The 18,648-nt window shown below is 51.4% G+C and carries 18 protein-coding genes; 11 read left to right on the forward strand and 7 right to left on the reverse strand.

The features are described from left to right. Positions 1 to 14 precede the first annotated feature (14 nt). Genes MKX98_RS02025 through MKX98_RS02035 form a run of 3 tightly spaced genes read right to left on the reverse strand, consistent with a single transcriptional unit; the run spans position 15 to position 3,640 of the window. Positions 15 to 824 (reverse strand): energy-coupling factor transporter transmembrane component T, encoded by an 810-nt coding sequence (locus MKX98_RS02025; protein WP_339221134.1) that lies wholly within the window; start codon positions 822 to 824, stop codon positions 15 to 17. After that, entirely contained in the window at positions 799 to 2,757 is a 1,959-nt protein-coding gene (locus tag MKX98_RS02030; protein WP_339221136.1) for an ABC transporter ATP-binding protein, read from the reverse strand. Before MKX98_RS02030 ends, MKX98_RS02025 begins: the two co-directional genes overlap by 26 nt. Then, positions 2,750 to 3,640 carry a cell division protein FtsQ gene (locus MKX98_RS02035; protein WP_220686849.1) on the reverse strand — a complete coding sequence of 297 codons (891 nt, stop codon included), beginning with the start codon at positions 3,638 to 3,640 and terminating at the stop codon, positions 2,750 to 2,752. The genes MKX98_RS02030 and MKX98_RS02035 overlap by 8 nt, the downstream gene beginning before the upstream one ends. Before the next feature lie 196 nt (positions 3,641 to 3,836). Between MKX98_RS02035 and MKX98_RS02040 the strand changes: the two genes are divergently transcribed. The 4 genes from MKX98_RS02040 to MKX98_RS02055 all read left to right on the forward strand — a co-directional run bounded on the left by MKX98_RS02040 (position 3,837) and on the right by MKX98_RS02055 (position 8,742). Continuing rightward, the gene (locus MKX98_RS02040) at positions 3,837 to 4,679 is read left to right on the forward strand and encodes a MurR/RpiR family transcriptional regulator (RefSeq protein ID WP_220686848.1); all 843 of its coding nucleotides are present in this window, start codon (positions 3,837 to 3,839) and stop codon (positions 4,677 to 4,679) included. Positions 4,680 to 5,102: 423 nt separating this feature from the next. Beyond that, on the forward strand, positions 5,103 to 5,846 hold the full coding sequence (locus tag MKX98_RS02045) for a hypothetical protein (protein WP_194540534.1): 744 nt from the start codon (positions 5,103 to 5,105) through the stop codon (positions 5,844 to 5,846). A 15-nt stretch (positions 5,847 to 5,861) separates the two neighbouring features. Further along, complete coding sequence (locus MKX98_RS02050) at positions 5,862 to 7,550, forward strand: VWA domain-containing protein (RefSeq protein ID WP_339221141.1); 1,689 nt, start codon at positions 5,862 to 5,864, stop codon at positions 7,548 to 7,550. 52 nt (positions 7,551 to 7,602) lie between these two features. Next, positions 7,603 to 8,742 carry a toxic anion resistance protein gene (locus MKX98_RS02055; RefSeq protein ID WP_194540536.1) on the forward strand — a complete coding sequence of 380 codons (1,140 nt, stop codon included), beginning with the start codon at positions 7,603 to 7,605 and terminating at the stop codon, positions 8,740 to 8,742. A 131-nt stretch (positions 8,743 to 8,873) separates the two neighbouring features. Here the strand turns inward: MKX98_RS02055 and MKX98_RS02060 are convergent, their stop codons facing one another. Continuing rightward, positions 8,874 to 9,275, reverse strand: a complete 402-nt coding sequence (locus MKX98_RS02060; RefSeq protein WP_339221143.1) for a type II toxin-antitoxin system death-on-curing family toxin — start codon at positions 9,273 to 9,275, stop codon at positions 8,874 to 8,876. Then, positions 9,272 to 9,535, reverse strand: a complete 264-nt coding sequence (locus MKX98_RS02065; protein ID WP_098741518.1) for an AbrB family transcriptional regulator — start codon at positions 9,533 to 9,535, stop codon at positions 9,272 to 9,274. The genes MKX98_RS02060 and MKX98_RS02065 overlap by 4 nt, the downstream gene beginning before the upstream one ends. Before the next feature lie 175 nt (positions 9,536 to 9,710). Here MKX98_RS02065 and MKX98_RS02070 point away from each other — a divergent pair, with 175 nt between their 5' ends. The 7 genes from MKX98_RS02070 to MKX98_RS02100 all read left to right on the forward strand — a co-directional run bounded on the left by MKX98_RS02070 (position 9,711) and on the right by MKX98_RS02100 (position 17,021). Then, a complete protein-coding gene (locus MKX98_RS02070; RefSeq protein WP_339221146.1) occupies positions 9,711 to 10,658 on the forward strand; it encodes a phosphotransferase in 948 nt (315 codons plus the stop codon). 313 nt (positions 10,659 to 10,971) lie between these two features. Continuing rightward, entirely contained in the window at positions 10,972 to 12,570 is a 1,599-nt protein-coding gene (locus tag MKX98_RS02075) for an ABC transporter substrate-binding protein (RefSeq protein ID WP_339221148.1), read from the forward strand. Between the two features lie 99 nt (positions 12,571 to 12,669). After that, positions 12,670 to 13,620, forward strand: a complete 951-nt coding sequence (locus tag MKX98_RS02080) for an ABC transporter permease (protein ID WP_220686841.1) — start codon at positions 12,670 to 12,672, stop codon at positions 13,618 to 13,620. 15 nt (positions 13,621 to 13,635) lie between these two features. Continuing rightward, the gene (locus tag MKX98_RS02085; RefSeq protein ID WP_339221150.1) at positions 13,636 to 14,541 is read left to right on the forward strand and encodes an ABC transporter permease; all 906 of its coding nucleotides are present in this window, start codon (positions 13,636 to 13,638) and stop codon (positions 14,539 to 14,541) included. Between the two features lie 22 nt (positions 14,542 to 14,563). Further along, positions 14,564 to 15,586: an ABC transporter ATP-binding protein gene (locus tag MKX98_RS02090; protein WP_339221152.1), complete on the forward strand. Its 1,023-nt coding sequence runs from the start codon at positions 14,564 to 14,566 to the stop codon at positions 15,584 to 15,586. After that, positions 15,570 to 16,571, forward strand: coding sequence for an oligopeptide/dipeptide ABC transporter ATP-binding protein (locus tag MKX98_RS02095; protein ID WP_339221154.1), 1,002 nt, complete (start codon positions 15,570 to 15,572; stop codon positions 16,569 to 16,571). Before MKX98_RS02090 ends, MKX98_RS02095 begins: the two co-directional genes overlap by 17 nt. A 30-nt stretch (positions 16,572 to 16,601) precedes the next feature. Further along, a complete protein-coding gene (locus MKX98_RS02100) occupies positions 16,602 to 17,021 on the forward strand; it encodes an OsmC family protein (RefSeq protein ID WP_156088564.1) in 420 nt (139 codons plus the stop codon). A 104-nt stretch (positions 17,022 to 17,125) separates the two neighbouring features. Here MKX98_RS02100 and MKX98_RS02105 read toward each other — a convergent pair whose 3' ends face one another. Both MKX98_RS02105 and MKX98_RS02110 read right to left on the reverse strand, forming a co-directional pair. Beyond that, positions 17,126 to 17,707 (reverse strand): NAD(P)H oxidoreductase, encoded by a 582-nt coding sequence (locus MKX98_RS02105; protein WP_194540545.1) that lies wholly within the window; start codon positions 17,705 to 17,707, stop codon positions 17,126 to 17,128. After that, positions 17,704 to 18,378, reverse strand: a complete 675-nt coding sequence (locus tag MKX98_RS02110) for a hypothetical protein (protein WP_339221156.1) — start codon at positions 18,376 to 18,378, stop codon at positions 17,704 to 17,706. Before MKX98_RS02110 ends, MKX98_RS02105 begins: the two co-directional genes overlap by 4 nt. Between the last annotated feature and the right edge of the window lie 270 nt (positions 18,379 to 18,648).

Below are 18,648 nucleotides of genomic sequence, written 5' to 3' on the forward strand. Positions count from 1 at the left end.
AGTCAGTGGTAAGGTCAGCCGATCCAGAACAATAATGCGGTATATGCTGCCGTCCCGAACAGGAACAGCACATCCCTCGCGGACAGGGTCAGGTGGGACAGCTTCAGCTTCTTGGCGGCCGGATTCTTCATGCCGTAGGAGAACCCGCGGGTCTCCAGCGCTTCTACCGTCGTGCGGGAACGTTTAGCAGTTGCCAGCATCAAGGGGAAGAAGGATAGCACCAGCAGCTTTATATAATAGGCTGCGAGCCGCCAGTAGAGAAAACCCGGGCGTTCCGGCGCTTTTCCCCGCAATCGGTAAGAGAGCATTACATTGCGGAATTCTTCGAATAATACGGGGAGTATCCGATAACCGTATGACAAGCTGAACGAGAAGGCGGCAGGCATGCCGAGCGCAAGCAGGCCGTCGCTGATTTTCTCGGGATCCATGCCGGAGAAGACCGTAATGCTCGCAAGCGATACAACCGACAGCTTTAAGGTCAGCTTCAGCAGTGGCAGCGCGGAACTGATGTCCCCACCGAAAAAGAGGGACACAATAAACAGCCAGCCGACCTGGCCGATCAAGCCCAGGCATAGCACAACAATAATAAACGGCGTTACCCGCGACAGAACGGTGGTAACCACCATCATCAGAAACAATCCAGCCAGCACGTTGATGCTGGAGATGAACCAGGGTGCGATAGCGAAGAACAGGTACCAGATCAGCATGCATCGAGGGTCCAACCGGGAAAGGGAGGCATGGCCGCTTCCGTAGGCGGTATTCATCAACTCGAGTTGAATCCGTTCAATCGTAATCTTGTTAAACCAGTTGCGGACTAACTGCATGGTGGTGAAGCTCCTTTCCACTCAGAATGCGGTACATATACTGCGCAAACTCGGCCGGCGAGCTGGTTGGGGGCATGACGCCCAGCCTTGTCGATAAATCCATCATTTGGGTCGGTGCAAGCCCGGCCCGGGAAATAAGCTCCGAATCGGCGAAGATCTCGGAGACGGTGCCGTCGCCGGCCACGACGCCTTGATTTAACACGATGACTCTTGTCGCCCATTCGTGAACCAGCTGCATATCATGGGTAGCGATGATAACGGTGCGGACATGGCCCTCCAGCTCTTGCAGCGTATTCAGCAGCTCCTCGCGAGTGGACATGTCCAGATTGGCCGTTGGCTCATCGAGCAGAATCAGCCGGGGCATCATGGCGGCTCCTATGGCTAGGGATACGCGGCGCTGCTGGCCTCCGCTGAGGAGACGGGCGTCCCGTTCCTTGAGAGGCTCAAGCCGGAAATGGGTCAGCATGCGATGAACCCTGTCCTCAGCCTCCGGGTGGCGGCGGCTCTTTAAGCCATAGGCCACTTCTTTATATACATTATCTTCAATGAACATATCCTCGGGATTCTGGAAGACGTAAGCCACGTTAGCGGATATTTGTTCCATCGATAAATCCTTGGTATTCCTACCCATAATCGAGACGGAGCCGCCGGAAGGCTTGGCGATGCCGGCAATCAGCTTCAGAAGAGATGATTTGCCCGCGCCGTTGTTGCCTACAAGCGCGATGCGCTCCCCTTCATACAGGCGAAGATCAATGCCCCGGAGCACTTCTTGCTCTGCTTTATGAATCGTTCGGTAGCGCAGTACGGATCGGTTAAAATGTACGAGCGTGCTATGCTCCATTTGCCGTTCTGTTTCATGCTCCTGTCGAGGACTGTGCTGGTCGGAATCCGGGTTCTTCACGGTTGTATCAGCCGGTGAAGCATCGTCAGCTCTCGCGCCGGTTGGTGTATGATCAAGCAGCAACGGGGTATCCGTGTGCCTGTGCAGAAGCTCTCCAAAATAGACTTCTGCTTCCTCAGCCGTAATAGGGTAAGGCTGCTTCAGCCGATATCCGGACAATCCCATAGAATGAGAGCCGGAGCCGACCGTTATCGAGTGTCCATCCTGCGGACTGTCGGGGGCCATGCCTCCATTCAGCAGAATCGCAGACAACTGTACCGCTGCTTTGGTCACCTGGGGAGGCTGGATGCCCAGCCGCTCCAGATCTTGAAGGCTGTTCAGCGCTTCGATGACCGGGCGCTGCCACAGTACTTTCCCCTGCTCCATCAGGCACACTTCCTCGCAGTAGTCGGCAATAAACTCCGTATGATGCTCAATCACGATAATGGTTTTTCCATGAACCTGATTCAATTGGCGCAGCACATCATACACCTGCCTGGCGTGCTGGGGATCGAGCTGGGATACCGGCTCATCCACCACGAGAATATCCGGTTCCAGCGAGAGGGCTCCCGCCAAGGCGAGCAGATGCTTCTGCCCGCCGCTCAGCTCCCAGATATAGCGTTCCTTCAGATGGGTTAATCCGCACATATCGAGTGCCCTCGCGCCCAGGGCCCGGTAGTCCGGGAGTCCGTAATTGAGCGGAGCGAAGTTGGCTTCATCCATGACCGTCGGACGGACAAGCTGGTTATCAAAATCCTGATAGACATACCCCACCATCCGCGACAGCTCGGAGACTGTCCGGTTCTCGGCGGAAACCCCGCAGATTTCAACGGTTCCTGTGAAGTCGCCTGAATAATAGTGGGGAATCAATCCGTTGAACAGCTTGCAGAGCGTGGATTTGCCGCAGCCGTTTCCTCCGATGATCGCCGTAAAGCTGCCGCGGCGAATATGCAGGGACGCCTCATTTAGCACGGGCTGCTCCGAACCGGGATAGACGAAGGTGACGCCTGCGATTCGGATTGCCGGCTTGTCATGAACGAACGGTTTAGACATAAGGCGGGTTCTCCGACATTTTCTCTTCTTGAAGTCCGCGGTTTCTTCTGGCCCGCATGAACGTCAGAACCGCAATGGCAACGATGGCGGCTGCACCGATGCTAATCCAGATTGCGCCGATGCCGAACCGGTCTGCAAATCCGCTGTCCCACTCGCCGAAGTTCCAGTCCGTTTCCGAAAGGGATTCCGCTCCGAAGGCAACCAGCGCCAAAGCGATTCCAGCCAGGATCAGCTTGGGCGAGATGATGCCGGCGGCTTCGTATTTCGTAAGCTTCTGGCGGGGTTTAATGCCGAGCAGTGGCTCGATTTTTCCATACAACCTTGGAACCAGATATAATGTAGGCAGAAGAGCGAAGAGAATGCCGGAGAACAGCACATCGTTCAGGAAACCGATGCCTTCGACAAGCACCACGCTTTGTGCAAGCCCGGGCACGGCTTCGAATTCCTCGACGCCGATCCAGACCTTGCCGATGTCTACCAGAGAGCTGCACAGCTGATGGATGATGACGCCCGACATGGCGGCGATGCCTACCTGAGCGCGATTGAGGGGGTTTTTGACCATACGGCCGGCGACGTACATGGCGAAGGAGAAGGTAAGGAACTTCTCCAGCTCACCGAGACCGCCGAATTGTCCGAGCATGAGTTCGCCGAAGATGACCTCGCCGAGCGCAGCCCCCACAGCCGCGTAAAAAGGATGGAACAGCATGCAGAGCGTCAAGGGGATGAACGCGAAGTATTCGACGGAAAGCTCGATCGGACCCAGGCGGAACGCGGGGATGAGCTCAGTGAACATGTTGGATAGGCCGTACAGCGACATGGACAACACAAAAATCATCATTTTCTGCGAAGACGTTAGGGTATAGACCCGTGAATTGCTTGCCATTAAAAAGAAGCCTCCTTGGAAATGGATTTGTTATCAGTATAGGAGGCGATTATTAAAATGAACGGAGTACTATGTCAACGCATTGTAATATTTTTTACATAGATGTTACCATGAAATAAAATTTACATAACAATCACGGCGTATGATGTACTCATACCGAACGAAGAAGACTGATCGTAGAAGGAGTGCAGCAGCATTGAAAAATTGGTTTCCCGATAAATCCGGATTTTCGCCGAGTCAGCTCAAAATTGCCGATTTTATCGAACGTTATCCCGAGGAGATGCTGTTCATGACCGAGCAGGAAATCGCCGATCGGCTTGGCACCAGCATCGCGACCGTATCCCGGTTTTGGCGTGCCGTCGGTTACGACAATGCCAAGGCGTTTAAGCTCAAGCTGCGGGAGTCCTCGGATTCGACGCCTGCGGTGAAACTGGAAAAGACGATATCCCGGCTGGACGCGTCCAGCTTGCCGGTGAAAATGCTGGAGCAGGCGAAGCATCATCTGCAAGATACGATAGAGAGGATCCATCCCGATGAGCTGGAGGAAGCAGCCGGGCTGATGGCTTCGGCAAGACGCGTCTATATCTATGCACCAGGTCCATCCCTGTCGCTGGGCGAGCTGTTATCGTACCGCTTATCCCGGTTCGGCATGTCGGTGCGGATCATGGCCGGGAGCGGCCATGAACTGCTGGAATCGCTGGCACACCTGGAAAGCGAGGATGTCGTGCTGATCTTCAGCTTCACCCGGATGCTCCCGGAAACGGAGGTCATTCTGGACTGCGTAAGCCGCGTGCAGAATGCGGCGATCATGATCACTGACCGGGAGGACTTTCGTTATGGAACACCGGCGCGAATCTCGTTTTATGTCAGTCGGGGGGATATGGGCGAGTTTCATTCCATGGTGACGCCGCTATTGCTGATCGAGCAGCTCATTCTGAGCATCGGCATGCTGAATAAGGAGAAGGTGCTGCGCAAGCTGGATTATTTAGGTGAACTGCGGACTCGGTATGCGGATAAGCTGCCGCGAGGCAAAGCTTAAAGCCTGCTCGATAGTTGCCCATCTATTAATAGCAGAAGTCTTTCAGGCAATCCCTGAAGGACTTTTTTTGCGTCTTTTGTAGCAGAACCATTGGATTATTTATGTGATTTTGTTATAGTTACCCTGATCTAGCTTGCCTCAGCTCGGCCTCCTGTTCTTCCAGCAACTCTCTGCGTCTGCACCTGGCGTTCAAGGCACACGACGAAAGTGTGAACGTCATCTTGACCAGGTGAGGTTCTGGATACAAAAGTTGGAGTGGATTGTAAAATCGGCAGGCCTATCGCGCGAGGAAAATGCATCTAACTTCGATTTGAGACGTAGTATGTGTTATATCCTTATGTATCTATGTTTTACGGATGTTTCAAAAGGCGGTTATAGGTCGAATCAGTCATCGCTCTATAGGAGTAGGGGAGGTGTTAATTCTTGAATGGCTCGAAATCCGTGAAGCTGCTCCTGCTTATGGCGGTTATCGCGATCGTGAATATTGTCCTGGTCTCGCCCGGGCTGCTTGGATTCCAAATCGGCGGCGACAGCGCCTTCCAGTCGGCATTGGTCATCACCGTATGGGTTGTCAGTGTTCTTGCACTCTTTTATGGCAGTTATGTCTTGTTATTCAAGCCTCCGGCTGCGAAGGCGATCCAAACGATTCAGACCCGTGAGGATTACATAGACGCGCTTCACCATTATCGTAACGTGAAAGTGCTGAAGAATGATATCGCTCTTGCCCTGGACCAATTGGAACGAATCGAGAAAAAGAGAAATGCGCTGCTGAATGTCCTGGGTCAGCGTTTTGAACAAACGGAGCTCAGTTACAAGAAATTCATGGCGGTCATCGATGAGGTGGAGAAGCTATTCTATCTCAATATCCGGGGGATTCTGAACAAGCTGGGCGTCTTCGCCGCATCTGATTTCACCCGCATGGCCGATCAGCCCAAAGCCTCCCAGCTATCCGGCAAGGTGGCGCAGAAAAAAACAGCTCTGTACCAAGAGTATCTGGCTTACGTAACCGGTTATTTGGAGGCGAATGAGGAGATCATGCTCAAGCTCGATAAACTGCTGCTGGAGATTTCCTTGCTTGGCAGCACCGATTACCGGGATGTGGAGGAGATGCCCTGCATGAAGGAAATCGATATGTTAATCAAACAAACCAAACTATATAAGCAATAAGAGAGGGAGATGATTATGCGAAGCAAGGGTAGTGCCTTTGTTGTATTAGTGGCCATTGCAGTGGTCGTGTTTGTTCTGGTGTACGCGGGGATCGCGTTAACCTCGAACCTGGGCAAGAGCGAAGCCGAGGTCGATTCGGAAGGCGCGGCTAAGAAAATCAACAAAATCTACAAGGACATTATGGTTACGACGGCGGACCCGATAAAAGGTCAAGTCGATCTGGACCCGGTGGCCGTAGCAGACTCCCTGCCCGATATATCCAAATTCCCGATCTCGGTTGAGAATACAACGGACTTATACGTCGAAATATTTTCTTCTCCCGAGAAAGCAGGGCCGGGCATTGACGGATGGCTGAATGAAGTGGCAACGGAGTTCAACAACTCCAAGCCGGTGGTGAACGGACAGCCGGTATCCGTGAAGATCCGCAATATTGCTTCGGGAACCGCAACCGATTACATAACATCCGGGAAGTACGTGCCGGACGCTTTTACCCCTTCCAATGAGCTGTGGGGGGAGATGGTTAAGGAATATGGCGTCAAAGCCGAGCTAGTATCCAAGCGTCTCACGGGGAACGTGACCGGCGTTGTCACCCGAAAGGCCAAATACGACGAGCTGGTGGAGAAGTACGGCTCCTTGAACGTCAAGACGCTGACGGATGCGATATCGAATAATGAGTTGGCGATGGGGTATACGGATCCTTTTGCCAGCTCGACGGGTCTTAACTTTCTGATCACGGCCCTTGAAACGTTTGACAGCTCGGATCTGCTTAGTGAAAAAGCGGTACAGGGTTTCGAAAAATTCCAGGCGAACGTCCCTTTCACGGCTTCGACCACGATCCAGATGCGCGATGCGGCGAAGTCCGGTATGCTGGATGCCTTTGTTCTGGAGTATCAGACCTATGTCAACGCGGCGGATATGAAGAGCGGTTATGTCTTTACCCCGTTTGGCGTAAGGCATGACAGTCCTTTGTATGCGCTCGGGAAATTGCCGCAGGAGAAGCTGGAGATCATTAAGAAATTCGCGGCGTTTGTCGAGCAGGACAAATACCAGAAGATGGCCGACAAAAAAGGGTTCAATGGTCTGAATGATTACCAATCCGAGCTTGAAGTTGTTGACAGCAGCCTGCTGCCGTCCGCCCAGAAGCTGTGGAAGGAGAAGAAGGACGGCAACAAGCCGGTTGCGGCCGTGTTTGTGGCGGATGTGTCGGGGAGCATGGACGGTGAGCCGTTAAACCGCCTCAAGGAATCGCTGTTGACGGGACAGAAATATTTGGGCCGGGACAACAGCATCGGCTTTGTATCGTACTCCACGGATGTCACGATTAATCTGCCGATCGGCAAATATGACTTGAATCAGCAATCGATGTTTGTCGGGGCGATCAACAGTCTTGAAGCCAGCGGGAATACCGCCACCTTTGACGGCATTGCGGTGGCGATGAAGATGCTTCAGGACGAGATGGCGGCGAATCCGGACGTGAAACCTCTGATTTTTGTGCTGAGTGACGGAGAGACGAACGTTGGCCACTCCCTTGACGATATTCGGGAACTGATCCAAGCCTACAAAATCCCGGTGTACACGATTGGCTATAATGCGAACATCCAGGCGCTTCAAAGTATCTCCAGCATCAATGAAGCCGCCAGCATCAACGCCGATACCGATGATGTCGTATACAAAATCAGCCAGCTGCTGAATGTGCAGATGTAGCATCAATACAAGCGATATAAGAGTTAACAAGAAACTTGGAGGAGGGGTTATATTGTCATTTACGATGGAAGTCATAAGTCCCGAGGAGATCAAGACGGCGATTGAGGAGCAGGTGAAGCCTGAGCCGGAAGAAGTCACGCAGCTGAAGGAGCTGGCGGCTAACAATGTGCAGGCCATCATGGAGCTGGATATTGAATCGCTCGAGAAGCGAAGACAGGTGCTGCAATCCATTGAAAGCTTTGGCATCAGCACGATGAGATCCTCCTCGGAGAAGAATGCGCTCCTGCAGGTTCAGGTGGGGAGATTATCGAAAACCGGGGATGAAGGCGGTCAAGTGGCTAAAGGGTTAACGGAGCTGCAGCTGCAGCTGAAGGATCTGGATCCGAGCGTTGTGGATTTTGCGAAAAGCGGGCTCCTGGGCATGGTATTTAACCCGCTGCGCCGATATTTTGCCAAGTTTCAAAAGGCGGATGCCGTCATTTCGGACATCATCATTTCTCTTGATAAAGGAAAAACCGTATTAAAGAATGACAACACCACGCTGGAGATTGAACAGCAAACCCTCCGCGAGCTCACCAAAAAGCTGCAAAAGGAAATTCAGCTGGGCATGCTCATGGACGCAGAGATCGAATCCCAGGTCGAGGCGGCTAAAATACGGCAGGAGTCGGAGGATAAAATCCGGTTTATTACTGAAGAGGTGCTGTTTCCGCTGCGCCAGCGCGTGATGGACCTGCAGCAGATGCTGGTCGTGAACCAGCAGGGGATCATGGCTATTGAAGTGGTCATCCGGAACAACAAAGAATTAATTCGCGGCGTGGATCGGGCGAGAAACGTAACGGTAACGGCGCTGAAAATCTCGGTCACGGTGGCTAGTGCCCTGTACAACCAGAAGATTGTCCTGAAGAAAATCGAGCTGCTGAACGAAACCACGAACAACCTGATCAGCGCCACTTCCAAAATGCTGAAGGATCAGGGCGCGGCGATTCACAAGCAATCGCTGGAAACGAGCATTTCCGTCGATACCTTGAAGCAAGCGTTCACGGATGTGCTGTCAGCGCTTGATTCCATCAGCACATATAAGCAGGAGGCTCTCCCGCGGATGCGTGAGACGATCCACCAGTTCAGTGAGCTGGCGGTAACGGGCGAGCAGCAGATCCAGCGCTTGGAGCGGGGGCAGAAGCTGGGACTGTAGCGTAGGCGGGGACATCATCAAATAAAGAGTGTGCGGTTACGAGACTGCACACTCTTTTTATATGGACAAAGCCTTAGGCTCGCAAATAATTAAGCAGGATCCGCTTGAGAATCGCCAGGGGTCGCTTTTTATTACGTTATTTCAATGGAATATTCTTTAATAAGGGACGTAAGTTCTTGAAAGGTGAATTTGTGATTAACCATATCGACCGTGAAGTTCTCTGCTTGTTTTTGATCCATGATAAATCGATATCCGTTATAGCGTAAAAACAGGAGAAGAGCCGTGAAGGCGGTTCTTTTATTGGCGTTTTGAAATGGGTGATTTTGTCCCAGTGATTCAAATAATGCAGCTGACTTTTCCCAGATAGATAAATAGGCGTCCTCTCCAAAAGCTGACGATTTAGGCCGATGGAGAGCCGACTCAAGCAAATGCGGGCTCTTTACACCGATATGCTCGCCGACACTATATTTCTGTATCATAGCGACGTTAATGGCGATAACCTCTTGGGAGGTTAGATAACGTATAGGGTTCATCGATCTTTTAACCCTTTTAGGGTCTGGTCGTATTCGCTCATGATCTCAGACAAAGTATCTAAGAAATCAGGGCTGATGCCGTCAGGTAGGGAGACTTTGTTAGCTTTTTTAATGATGATCTCACCATCGGTTTGATTAACATCTATTTGTACTGTATCGCCTAGTTCTAAACCAATCTGTTTGAGGGCATCCGTCATTGTAATTCCCAGGCTGTTGCCAAACTTAGTGACTTTCCGTTCCATTTCGTTCACCCTGCTCATATAAAGTTTTCCTCCTTAATTATATTATTCAACTGTTATAACAATTATACATCGCCTGAGAAATAAGATAAATATTCTTGTAGTAGCAGTTAAATGCAGGAGCCGGCTATCCATATGCAGAAATCAATGGTCATTGAATGCTTGATCAACCGGATGGTGAAGGGAGGCGATGCAAATGGAACGAAGAAGGGAACTTATGGCCGCCGCTGTAAGCAGGTTCGGACTCTTGGAGCGGGATCGACTTCAGACGCATTTTTCCGAACACAGCCTTGTCTGTTCTTATCGAAGGGGGGCGGAGACCGTGTATGTACGCTTGACCGACGAGTCCCATAAACCGTATGCAAAGATTGCAGGCGAGGTGCAGTGGGTGGAGTTTCTCGGGAGTAACGGCGTTTGCGTTGCGAGGCCGCACTACTCGGCGGCAGGAAATCTTGCGGAGCGGATTCGGATGGAGGATCATGACTATACGGCGGTCTGTTATGAGGAAGCCAAGGGGCGTCCGGTCGGGGAGAACGATGCCGATGAGAGCTTACACAGGCGAATGGGCCAATTCATGGGGCGCATGCACGGCATCACCAAGGGTTACATCCATCTGGATCCCGTCACAAAACGTCCTGATTGGTCGGAAGAGGCGGGAAAAGTTCGGCGTATTGCTTTACCGCCATCCGAGAAGGAGATCACCCTTGGTTATCAGGCATTGCTCCATTATATATCAGAGCTTCCGATTGCTAAGAACGCTTATGGACTGATCCATGCGGATTTCCATTACGGCAATTTTTTCGTGCATGAGGATTCATTGTGTCTGATTGATTTTGATGCGAGCCGATATTCATGGTTCGTGGATGACATTGCGGTAGCCGCGTTTTTCTCAGGTTTAACCGAAGGAGCCGATTCGGACCTGGACAGGTTTCTGATCCCGTTCCTGGAAGGATACCGTCTGGAGCATCATCTGGAGGAGAAATGGCTTCGAGAAATCCCGTATTTCATGAAGCTGAGAGAAATGGGTCGGTATATCAAGCTGTTCCATGCCTGCGGCGGAGTATTCGACAAACTCCATCCGTGGGGGCAGTGGTATATGAAAGGGCGTAGGGAAAAGATTCTGCAAGGCGATCTGCCACTTTAATAAACGCAGCCTTGGTTCGAAAGACGGAACCAGGGCTTTTTTATATTTAGCGGGAGGGCTGGCTGCGAAGGTTGATGCCATGGAGAGGAACGAAATCCTTGCATGTTGAATCTATTAATTTTCGTGAACAGGAAATTAATTCTAGCACGATCAATTATTGCATTGACAGCAAATTCCGAATCCATTAGTATGTGCATAACTTATTAAACCTACCAGATAACTTAGAATTTAGGGGTGCGTTCGTTTCACGAGTTTTGACAGAGCATGATGCATACATTTCATATGCAAATGTCTACTACATGGGGGGATTACAATGAAAGCCAGAAAGTTAGGTTTACTCTTATCGTCGATCGTGCTGATGCTGTTGATCGCGGCATGCGGCAGCGGTTCCGATCAGGCTGCAGAGGGAGCAACTGAAGACAATGGAAGTGAAAAGCAAACCGAGCAGAAAGAGTACAAAGACGAGCTGAACATCGCGCTTACGGCTCAGCCGCCCACGTTGGATACGGCCTTGACGGTATCGGCGGTTGCGCTGGATACGGCAGGCAACATCTTCGAGCAGTTGTACACACTGAACGCAAACTATGAGCCTGTACCTGCTCTGGCAGAGTCCGTCGAACGAAGCGAGGATGGATTAACGTATACGTTCGCCCTTCGCCAAGGCGTGAAGTTCCACAACGGGAAAGAGATGACGTCCGAGGATGTTGTAGCATCGATGAACCGCTGGCTGGTGACTTCGTCCCGTGCGAAGGTGCTGCTGACGAATGCTAAATTCGAAGCCGTCGATACGTATACCGTGAAGCTGACCGTAGAGGCGCCTACGTCGGACGTGTTGATTCTTATTGCATCGCAAGCGCAGTTCCCTTCCATCATGCCGAAAGAGATTGTAGAATCAGCGCCGGCTGACGGGATCAAGGAGTACATCGGTACGGGTCCTTATAAATTCCAGGAATGGAAGCAGGATCAGTACATACATTTGGTGCGAAACGACGATTATTATCAGGTGGCGGATACGGAGCCGAGCGGATTTGACGGGCGAAAAGAAGCTCCTACCCAGAATCTGTACTTCCATTTCGTCACGGACCACTCCACGCGGATTGCAGGCGTGAAGACCGGACAGTACGATGTGGCGGATAGCATTCCGATCGAAAGCTATGATGAGCTTGCTGCCGACAACAATATCAATTTGCTTTCGTTCCCTGGTGGTGCACTGACGGCATTTTTCAATACCAGCGAGGGATTGTTACAGGACGTGAAGATTCGCCAGGCCATTCTCGCCGCGTTTAATAATGAGGAGATCATGTTGGCGAGCTTTGCCAAGCCGGATTTATACTCCTTGGCACCGGGTTACCTGAATACGAACCAAGTCCAATGGTCGACCGAAGCCGGAGCGGAGTATTACAACCAGTCGAACCCGGAGAAGGCCAAGCAGCTGCTGCAAGAGGCCGGTTATAACGGCGAAGAAATCACGCTGCTGACGACCAAAGACTATAACGAGATGTACACGGCCACATTGGTCATTCAGGAGCAGCTTCGTCAGATCGGCATGAACGTAAAAGTGGAGAACTTCGATTTCCCGACGTTCCTGGAAACGAAGAACGACCGCTCCAAGTGGGACATTTTCGTTGCGAGCACGGGCTATCAGATTACGCCGCCGCAGCTGTTGGCCGTCAATCCGGATTGGGCCGGACTCGACAATGAAACGGTCAAGCAGGCACTGATCGATATTCGCGGGGCAGCCACGCCGGAAGCCGCCAAGCAGGAATGGGAGAAACTGCAGGGCTTCCTGTACGAATTTGCCTCCTCCACCGTGATCGGACATTATAATGGCGTCGTCGCCACAACGAAGAAGCTTGAAGGCTTCGAGCTGTTTGAAGCGCCGGTGGTCTGGAATGCCAAAGTAGCGAAGTAAGCATATATGGAGGGTGTTACAAGTTACCGAAGTAACTTCGATAACACCTTCCTTTTTTGAAATTGGATTCATAGACCATGTACAAATGAGGGATTTGTAGTGCTGGCTTATATTACGAAAAGACTTTTGTCGCTGATTCCCGTGCTGGCCGTTGTCACCATCGCTATTTTTCTGATCATCCACATTACGCCAGGAGATCCGGCGGCGGCGATATTGGGCATGGAGGCGTCGCAGGAGGAAATACAGAAGCTGAATCAAGATCTGGGCTTAGATCGCCCGATACTCGAACAGTATACAAGCTGGGTAGCCAACGTATTTAAGGGAGATCTGGGGGATTCGATCTTCATGAATCAGCCGGTTAGCGAAGCCATCGCGGAGCATATCACCCCAACGCTATCGTTAGCCATTCTGGCGCAGGTTATCGCAATTATACTGGCGATTCCCTTCGGGATTATCGCTGCTTACAAGCGAGGGTCCATCGCAGATTATACGCTGATGGGGATGTCCTTGCTGGGCATGGCCTTACCCAGTTTTTTGCTGGGATTGTTCCTCATGCTGTTTGTTGGCGTCAAGCTGCAGTGGCTGCCGGTCGCTGGATATGAACCGCTGAGCAGCGGGCTCTGGGAACATATAAAGTATCTGATTCTTCCCGGTATTTCGCTTGGGACCATACAGGCGGCCCTGATCACGCGAATGACCCGTTCGTCCATGCTGGAAGTGCTGAATTTGAATTTCATCAAGACAGCCAGATCCAAAGGCCTGCATGAAATGAAGGTGCTGTTCAAACATGCGTTTCGGAGCGCGTTTCTGCCCATTCTGACCGTTATTGGACAAACATTCGGCACTTTGGTGACAGGGGCCGTGGTTGTGGAGGCGATATTCAATATTCCCGGATTGGGTCAATTGATCTTAAATTCCATTGCCAGAAGAGATTTTGCAGTGATCCAAGGCGTGGTGCTTGTCGTCACACTCATGTACGTCACCATCAACTTGATTATCGACTTGCTGTATGGCGCGGTTGATCCGCGTGTTCGTTTGGAACGCAAATAAAAGAGGTGTGATTGGATGGCAACTGTTCAGGAAAAAGAATACGTCGCTCAAGTCAGTAAAAAGCTGAAAAAAGAGCAGCGTGCACTAGGATATCGCCGATTGAGGTCGAACTACGGGCTGTTGATCGGAGCGACCATCTTTGTTTTATTGGTAATTCTGGCGCTGATCGGACCGCTCTTCACAACCTACGGCCCGTACGACATGAAAGTTGTAGACCGTTTAACGCCGCCAGGGGCCGAGCATTGGCTGGGTACCGACGAATTTGGCCGGGATTTGTTAACCAGGCTTCTCTACGGTGCCAGGGTATCGATCAGCGTAGGACTGGCGGTTGCGCTGCTGTCCTCGGCATTGGGGCTCGTGATCGGCGTCTATGCGACGTATTATAAAACGCTGGATCATATTCTTATGCGCATCTGTGACGGGTTGATCGCGATTCCGGGAATCCTGCTCGCCATTGCCTTAATGGCAGCACTCGGCGCATCCGCCATCAATGTCATCACGGCGCTAACCATCGTGTTCACGCCGAATATTGCCCGGGTCGTTCGCTCGGCCGCGCTGGTGGTACGCGAGCAAACCTACATCGAGGCGATGCATGTCCAGGGAGCAAGCGCAACGCGCATCATATGGCAGCACATCGTGCCGAATGTAATGTCGCCTCTATTGGTACAGGCGACATTCGTATTTGCTGAAGCCATTATATCCGAGGCCGCGCTAAGCTTTCTCGGAGCGGGCATTCCTGCCCCTGAAGCCAGCTGGGGGAACATTCTGCAAGCAAGCAAACTAGTTATTTATAAGGCATGGTGGATGGTCGTATTCCCCGGGGCCACGCTCGTTTTGTCTGTACTCAGTCTGAATTTGCTGGGCGACGGGCTGCGCGACTTGCTGGATCCCCGCGTGAAGCAAAAGTTGAGAAAGTCATGAATATAAAGCTGGAGGTATTTTCATGAATAACGAGCCTCTATTGGAAGTGAGAAATCTAAAAACGCATTTTCATACCGAGCGGGGGAAAGTGACGGCCGTGAACGGAGTCAGTTTTTCCATGAATAAAGGCGATATCATCGGCATTGTCGGAGAATCCGGCAGCGGAAAGAGCGTCATGTCCCAATCGATCATGAGGCTGCTGGACCATACGGATGCGATCGAGTACGAGGGGGAGATCCTGTTTGAGAAGCAGGACCTGCTGTCTCTTTCGCCTTCTAAATTACGGGCGGTCCGCGGCGACAAAATCTCCATGGTTTTTCAGGACCCGCTTACGTCCCTAAGTCCCGTGTATACGATAGGTAATCAAATCGGGGAAGCCATTCGTCTCCATCAGAGGAAGTCCAAGAAGGAAGCTCGTCAACAAGCCATTGAGATTCTGCGGATGACGGGTATTCCATCTCCGGAGGTGAGGGTGGATGAATATCCCCATCAGCTGTCGGGAGGAATGCAGCAGCGGGCGATGATTGCCATGGCACTCTCCTGTGAGCCGAACCTGTTGATTGCGGATGAACCGACAACCGCGCTCGACGTAACGATTCAGGCGCAGATTCTGGAGCTGATCGCCGATTTGAACCGCAAAATGGGCATGGGCGTGCTGTTTATCACGCATGATCTGGGTGTCGTATCGGAAATTTGTACGGGCGTGAAAGTGATGTACTTGGGGCAAATCGTGGAAGAAGCCCCCACGGAACAGCTGTTTCGTAAACCGCTCCATCCTTATACGCAGGGACTGATCCAATCGATCCCCAAGCTGGAAGGGGACAGAAACGATGAGCTTCATGTCATTGAGGGAACGGTGCCCTCTCTGACGGATATTCCGCAGGGCTGCGGCTTCTCTACGCGATGCCCTTATGCCGATGAATTATGCCGTACCTCGGAGCCGCCGATGCAAACGGCACATATGGACCATCGAGTGAAGTGCTGGCATTACGAGGCCATAAACGAGTCGAAAGGGAGGGAGACAACCGTTGGAACAAACAGCTGATCATTCGATTTTAAAGGTAAGCTCCCTTCACAAGCAGTTCCCGGTATACGGATCCTTCGGTAAGTTATGGGGCGCCAAGGGATATGTAAAAGCCGTAACGGATGTTTCTTTTCAATTAAGAGAGGGAGAGACGTACGGACTTGTCGGAGAATCCGGTTCCGGTAAAACTACCACGGGGCGTACGATCCTAGGATTAACCCCGGCAAGCCAAGGTCAGGTTCTATACCGGGACCGGGATTTGGCTGCGATGTCGAGGAAGGAAATCCGGAAATTCCGCAAGGACGTACAGCTTGTTTTTCAAGATCCGTTCTCTTCGCTTAACCCGAGGAAAAGAATCGGCCGAATTCTGGAGGAGCCCCTGATTATTCATAAAATGGGAGACAAGGCAGAGCGTCGGGAAAAAGTATTTCACATCCTGAAAACCGTGGGCCTGCAGCCGGAGCATTATTTCCGTTTTCCTCATGAATTCTCGGGCGGTCAGCGCCAGCGTTTGGGCTTGGCGCGCGCGCTTATCATGAATCCGAAGATCATCGTATGCGACGAGCCGGTCTCGGCACTGGACGTCTCCATTCAGTCGCAAATTTTGAATATGCTCAAGCGCCTGCAGCGGGAATTGAAATTAACGCTATTATTTATTACGCATGATATCAGCGTGGTTCGGTATATTTCCGATCGGATCGGCATTATGTATCTCGGGAAAATCGTGGAAGAAGCTTTAACGGATGATCTATTCCATGAGCCGTTGCATCCCTATACGAAGGCACTGTTCTCAGCGGTACCCGACTTTACCCGCAGCCGATTACAGGATCGGGTGATCTTGCGGGGGGAAATCCCGTCCCCTTTATCTCCGCCAAGCGGCTGTGTTTTTCATACGCGCTGTCCTTTTGCAACGGATGTCTGCAAGGCAGAAGTTCCGGCTTTAAGGGAAGTTCGGCCCAACCAGAAGGTAGCTTGCCATCTTGTTGATGAGAGCCGTTCATCCTGAACGAAGACAAAAAGAAAAGAGGCTAAGAACATGACAACGTTAAAAATCGTAGAGGGTCAGGATCGGATATTCAATGAAGCGGGGGTTCAGCTTGTCGGAAACCACGGCCCGAATCTGGAGGGCGGCTTATCTCCGAGAGAGCTGCTGGAAGCGTCCTTGGCGCTATGCGTGTCCATATCACTCCAAAAAATAATGGCTTACGACGGCGTGGATTATGATAAATCCTCCATTCATATCGAAGTGTCGTCGGTAAAGGCAGAAGATAAAAGCAATAAGTTCTCGCATTTTAACGTCCATGTCACGCTGCCGCAAACGCTGGATCCCGCCTACAAGGAGAAGCTGAAATCTGTTGTAGAACGAGCCTGCACGATCGGCAATACGCTGAAGAGCGAGGCCGTTGTTGAACTGATCGAGGTGAATGAATCCATCGAAACGAGCAGCAATGCGTAACTCGTAAGCTTCTGTGTTCATCTTTTATGCTAATCCGACAACAGCCTTTGTCCAGGATTCATCGTGGACTAAGGCTGTTGTGTTCTTAGGAACCGTGCAATGCACTATTTTGAATCGGCATAATGCAATCCCAGCTGATAAGCTCGTTCGAGCAAACTCTCCATATGCTCCGGTCTGGCCTCTAGCGTATCATAGAAGAATTCCACACGGGAATTCTTGATTCCGGAGTAGTCGGCCATTCCAACATTGAGGGAAAGGGATAACATCTGATCATAGCCCCGCTTGGCGAAATGATCCTCCGAAGCCCCTGCTAACGCAAGCCATAACACCTGTTGGTGATGAAGCTTTGAGCCGCCGCCGTAAGCGAAGCCATGATTCCAGACACGATCGATATACCCTTTCAGCATGGCAGGTACTCCGTACCACCATACCGGGAAGATATAGGCCAGCGCGTCGTGCTCCTTCATCCGTGCGATTTCAGCCTCAACCTCAGGAGAATAGATCTTGGAAGGGTCAGACCAATCGGGTTCGTCTGCCTCCCACAGGACCGGATCGAAACCGATGCGGTGGAGGTCCAGAATTTCCGCTTCATGCCCGGCGTCCCTAAGCCCTTGTACAAACTTCTCGGTTACTGCAAATGTAAAGGAATTTTCACGTGGATGTGTAACAACTGTTAATACCTTCATGAGGGTTCACCTACTCTTTCTTCTCTTCGAATTTGAATGCCAAATTGTTCAATACGTGCCATTGCGGTTTCAAGAGGAACCAGCGTTTCCGGTAGATAGAAGCCTCCGGGAGCAGGAGATGAGCCGTCCCAGCCCAGAATGCGCTCAATGGACAGGAGAATACCGAGGGCCGTAAAATGCGCCTGTCCCTTCGGATCGGTCAACGTGACTCTCCGTTTCGCGTAACGGCCGTCAAGAAGTACGCCTTCAAGGTCAATGTAGAGGTCTTGGGAGGCTCTGCCTCCAGCCCGTGTTCCTATGGAGTCATGGATGGCGAAGTCGAATCGAATATTAGGCGCTCCCGTAACAGCCGCGAGGCTTGGAACATCCAATAAACTCATGGGATGGCCTTCTACCCGGAGACCATTAGAAAGACTTATGCTCCTCGGATACTTCGCAGCCTCAACCCATTTCCATCTCCCGTTTTCCCGGATAAGGGCACGGTTGATAAACCCTTCGGTATCTTCCAGCGTCATAGGGCCCATCGGATCGCGTTCATCGTAGTGACCCGCCAAGTCGATCGATTGGACGCTTTGGAAAGACTTCGCCTCCTGATATACGACCAAGGTCAGAATCCCTGCCTGCGAATGTCCCAGAGGGACAATGGGTGCTTGAGGGGGATGACTTTGCATGGCGAATAGCATAGGTGTCAGCTCGTCGGCAAGCTTCGTGATTCCGATATGTGCAATTCCTTTTGCAAGGGCTTCTTGAATGAGGAAGAATGTAAATACGCTGCATGTTATTTCACCCCCATGTTTTTATGATGCAGTACTGGTATAAGGGGATTATGTAACATATAATGACGGAAAGGAAGTACGCACTTAATTGTTCTATAAGCACCTAAAAGTATCATTAGTACCCCAAAGTGCCTGTTGTTAGAGATATGCCACTTACGTTCAAAA

The organism is Paenibacillus sp. FSL W7-1332, from assembly GCF_037969785.1.
GTDB lineage: Bacteria > Bacillota > Bacilli > Paenibacillales > Paenibacillaceae > Paenibacillus_AQ.

Bases quoted from the DNA above. Each gene is read 5' to 3' on its own strand.
- MKX98_RS02025 (WP_339221134.1), bottom strand. From the start codon at position 824: ATGCAGTTAGTCCGCAACTGGTTTAACAAGATTACGATTGAACGGATT.
- MKX98_RS02030 (WP_339221136.1), bottom strand. From the start codon at position 2,757: ATGTCTAAACCGTTCGTTCATGACAAGCCGGCAATCCGAATCGCAGGC.
- MKX98_RS02035 (WP_220686849.1), bottom strand. From the start codon at position 3,640: ATGGCAAGCAATTCACGGGTCTATACCCTAACGTCTTCGCAGAAAATG.
- MKX98_RS02050 (WP_339221141.1), top strand. From the start codon at position 5,862: ATGCGAAGCAAGGGTAGTGCCTTTGTTGTATTAGTGGCCATTGCAGTG.
- MKX98_RS02060 (WP_339221143.1), bottom strand. From the start codon at position 9,275: ATGAACCCTATACGTTATCTAACCTCCCAAGAGGTTATCGCCATTAAC.
- MKX98_RS02065 (WP_098741518.1), bottom strand. From the start codon at position 9,535: ATGAGCAGGGTGAACGAAATGGAACGGAAAGTCACTAAGTTTGGCAAC.
- MKX98_RS02070 (WP_339221146.1), top strand. From the start codon at position 9,711: ATGGAACGAAGAAGGGAACTTATGGCCGCCGCTGTAAGCAGGTTCGGA.
- MKX98_RS02075 (WP_339221148.1), top strand. From the start codon at position 10,972: ATGAAAGCCAGAAAGTTAGGTTTACTCTTATCGTCGATCGTGCTGATG.
- MKX98_RS02085 (WP_339221150.1), top strand. From the start codon at position 13,636: ATGGCAACTGTTCAGGAAAAAGAATACGTCGCTCAAGTCAGTAAAAAG.
- MKX98_RS02090 (WP_339221152.1), top strand. From the start codon at position 14,564: ATGAATAACGAGCCTCTATTGGAAGTGAGAAATCTAAAAACGCATTTT.
- MKX98_RS02100 (WP_156088564.1), top strand. From the start codon at position 16,602: ATGACAACGTTAAAAATCGTAGAGGGTCAGGATCGGATATTCAATGAA.
- MKX98_RS02105 (WP_194540545.1), bottom strand. From the start codon at position 17,707: ATGAAGGTATTAACAGTTGTTACACATCCACGTGAAAATTCCTTTACA.
- MKX98_RS02110 (WP_339221156.1), bottom strand. From the start codon at position 18,378: ATGCAAAGTCATCCCCCTCAAGCACCCATTGTCCCTCTGGGACATTCG.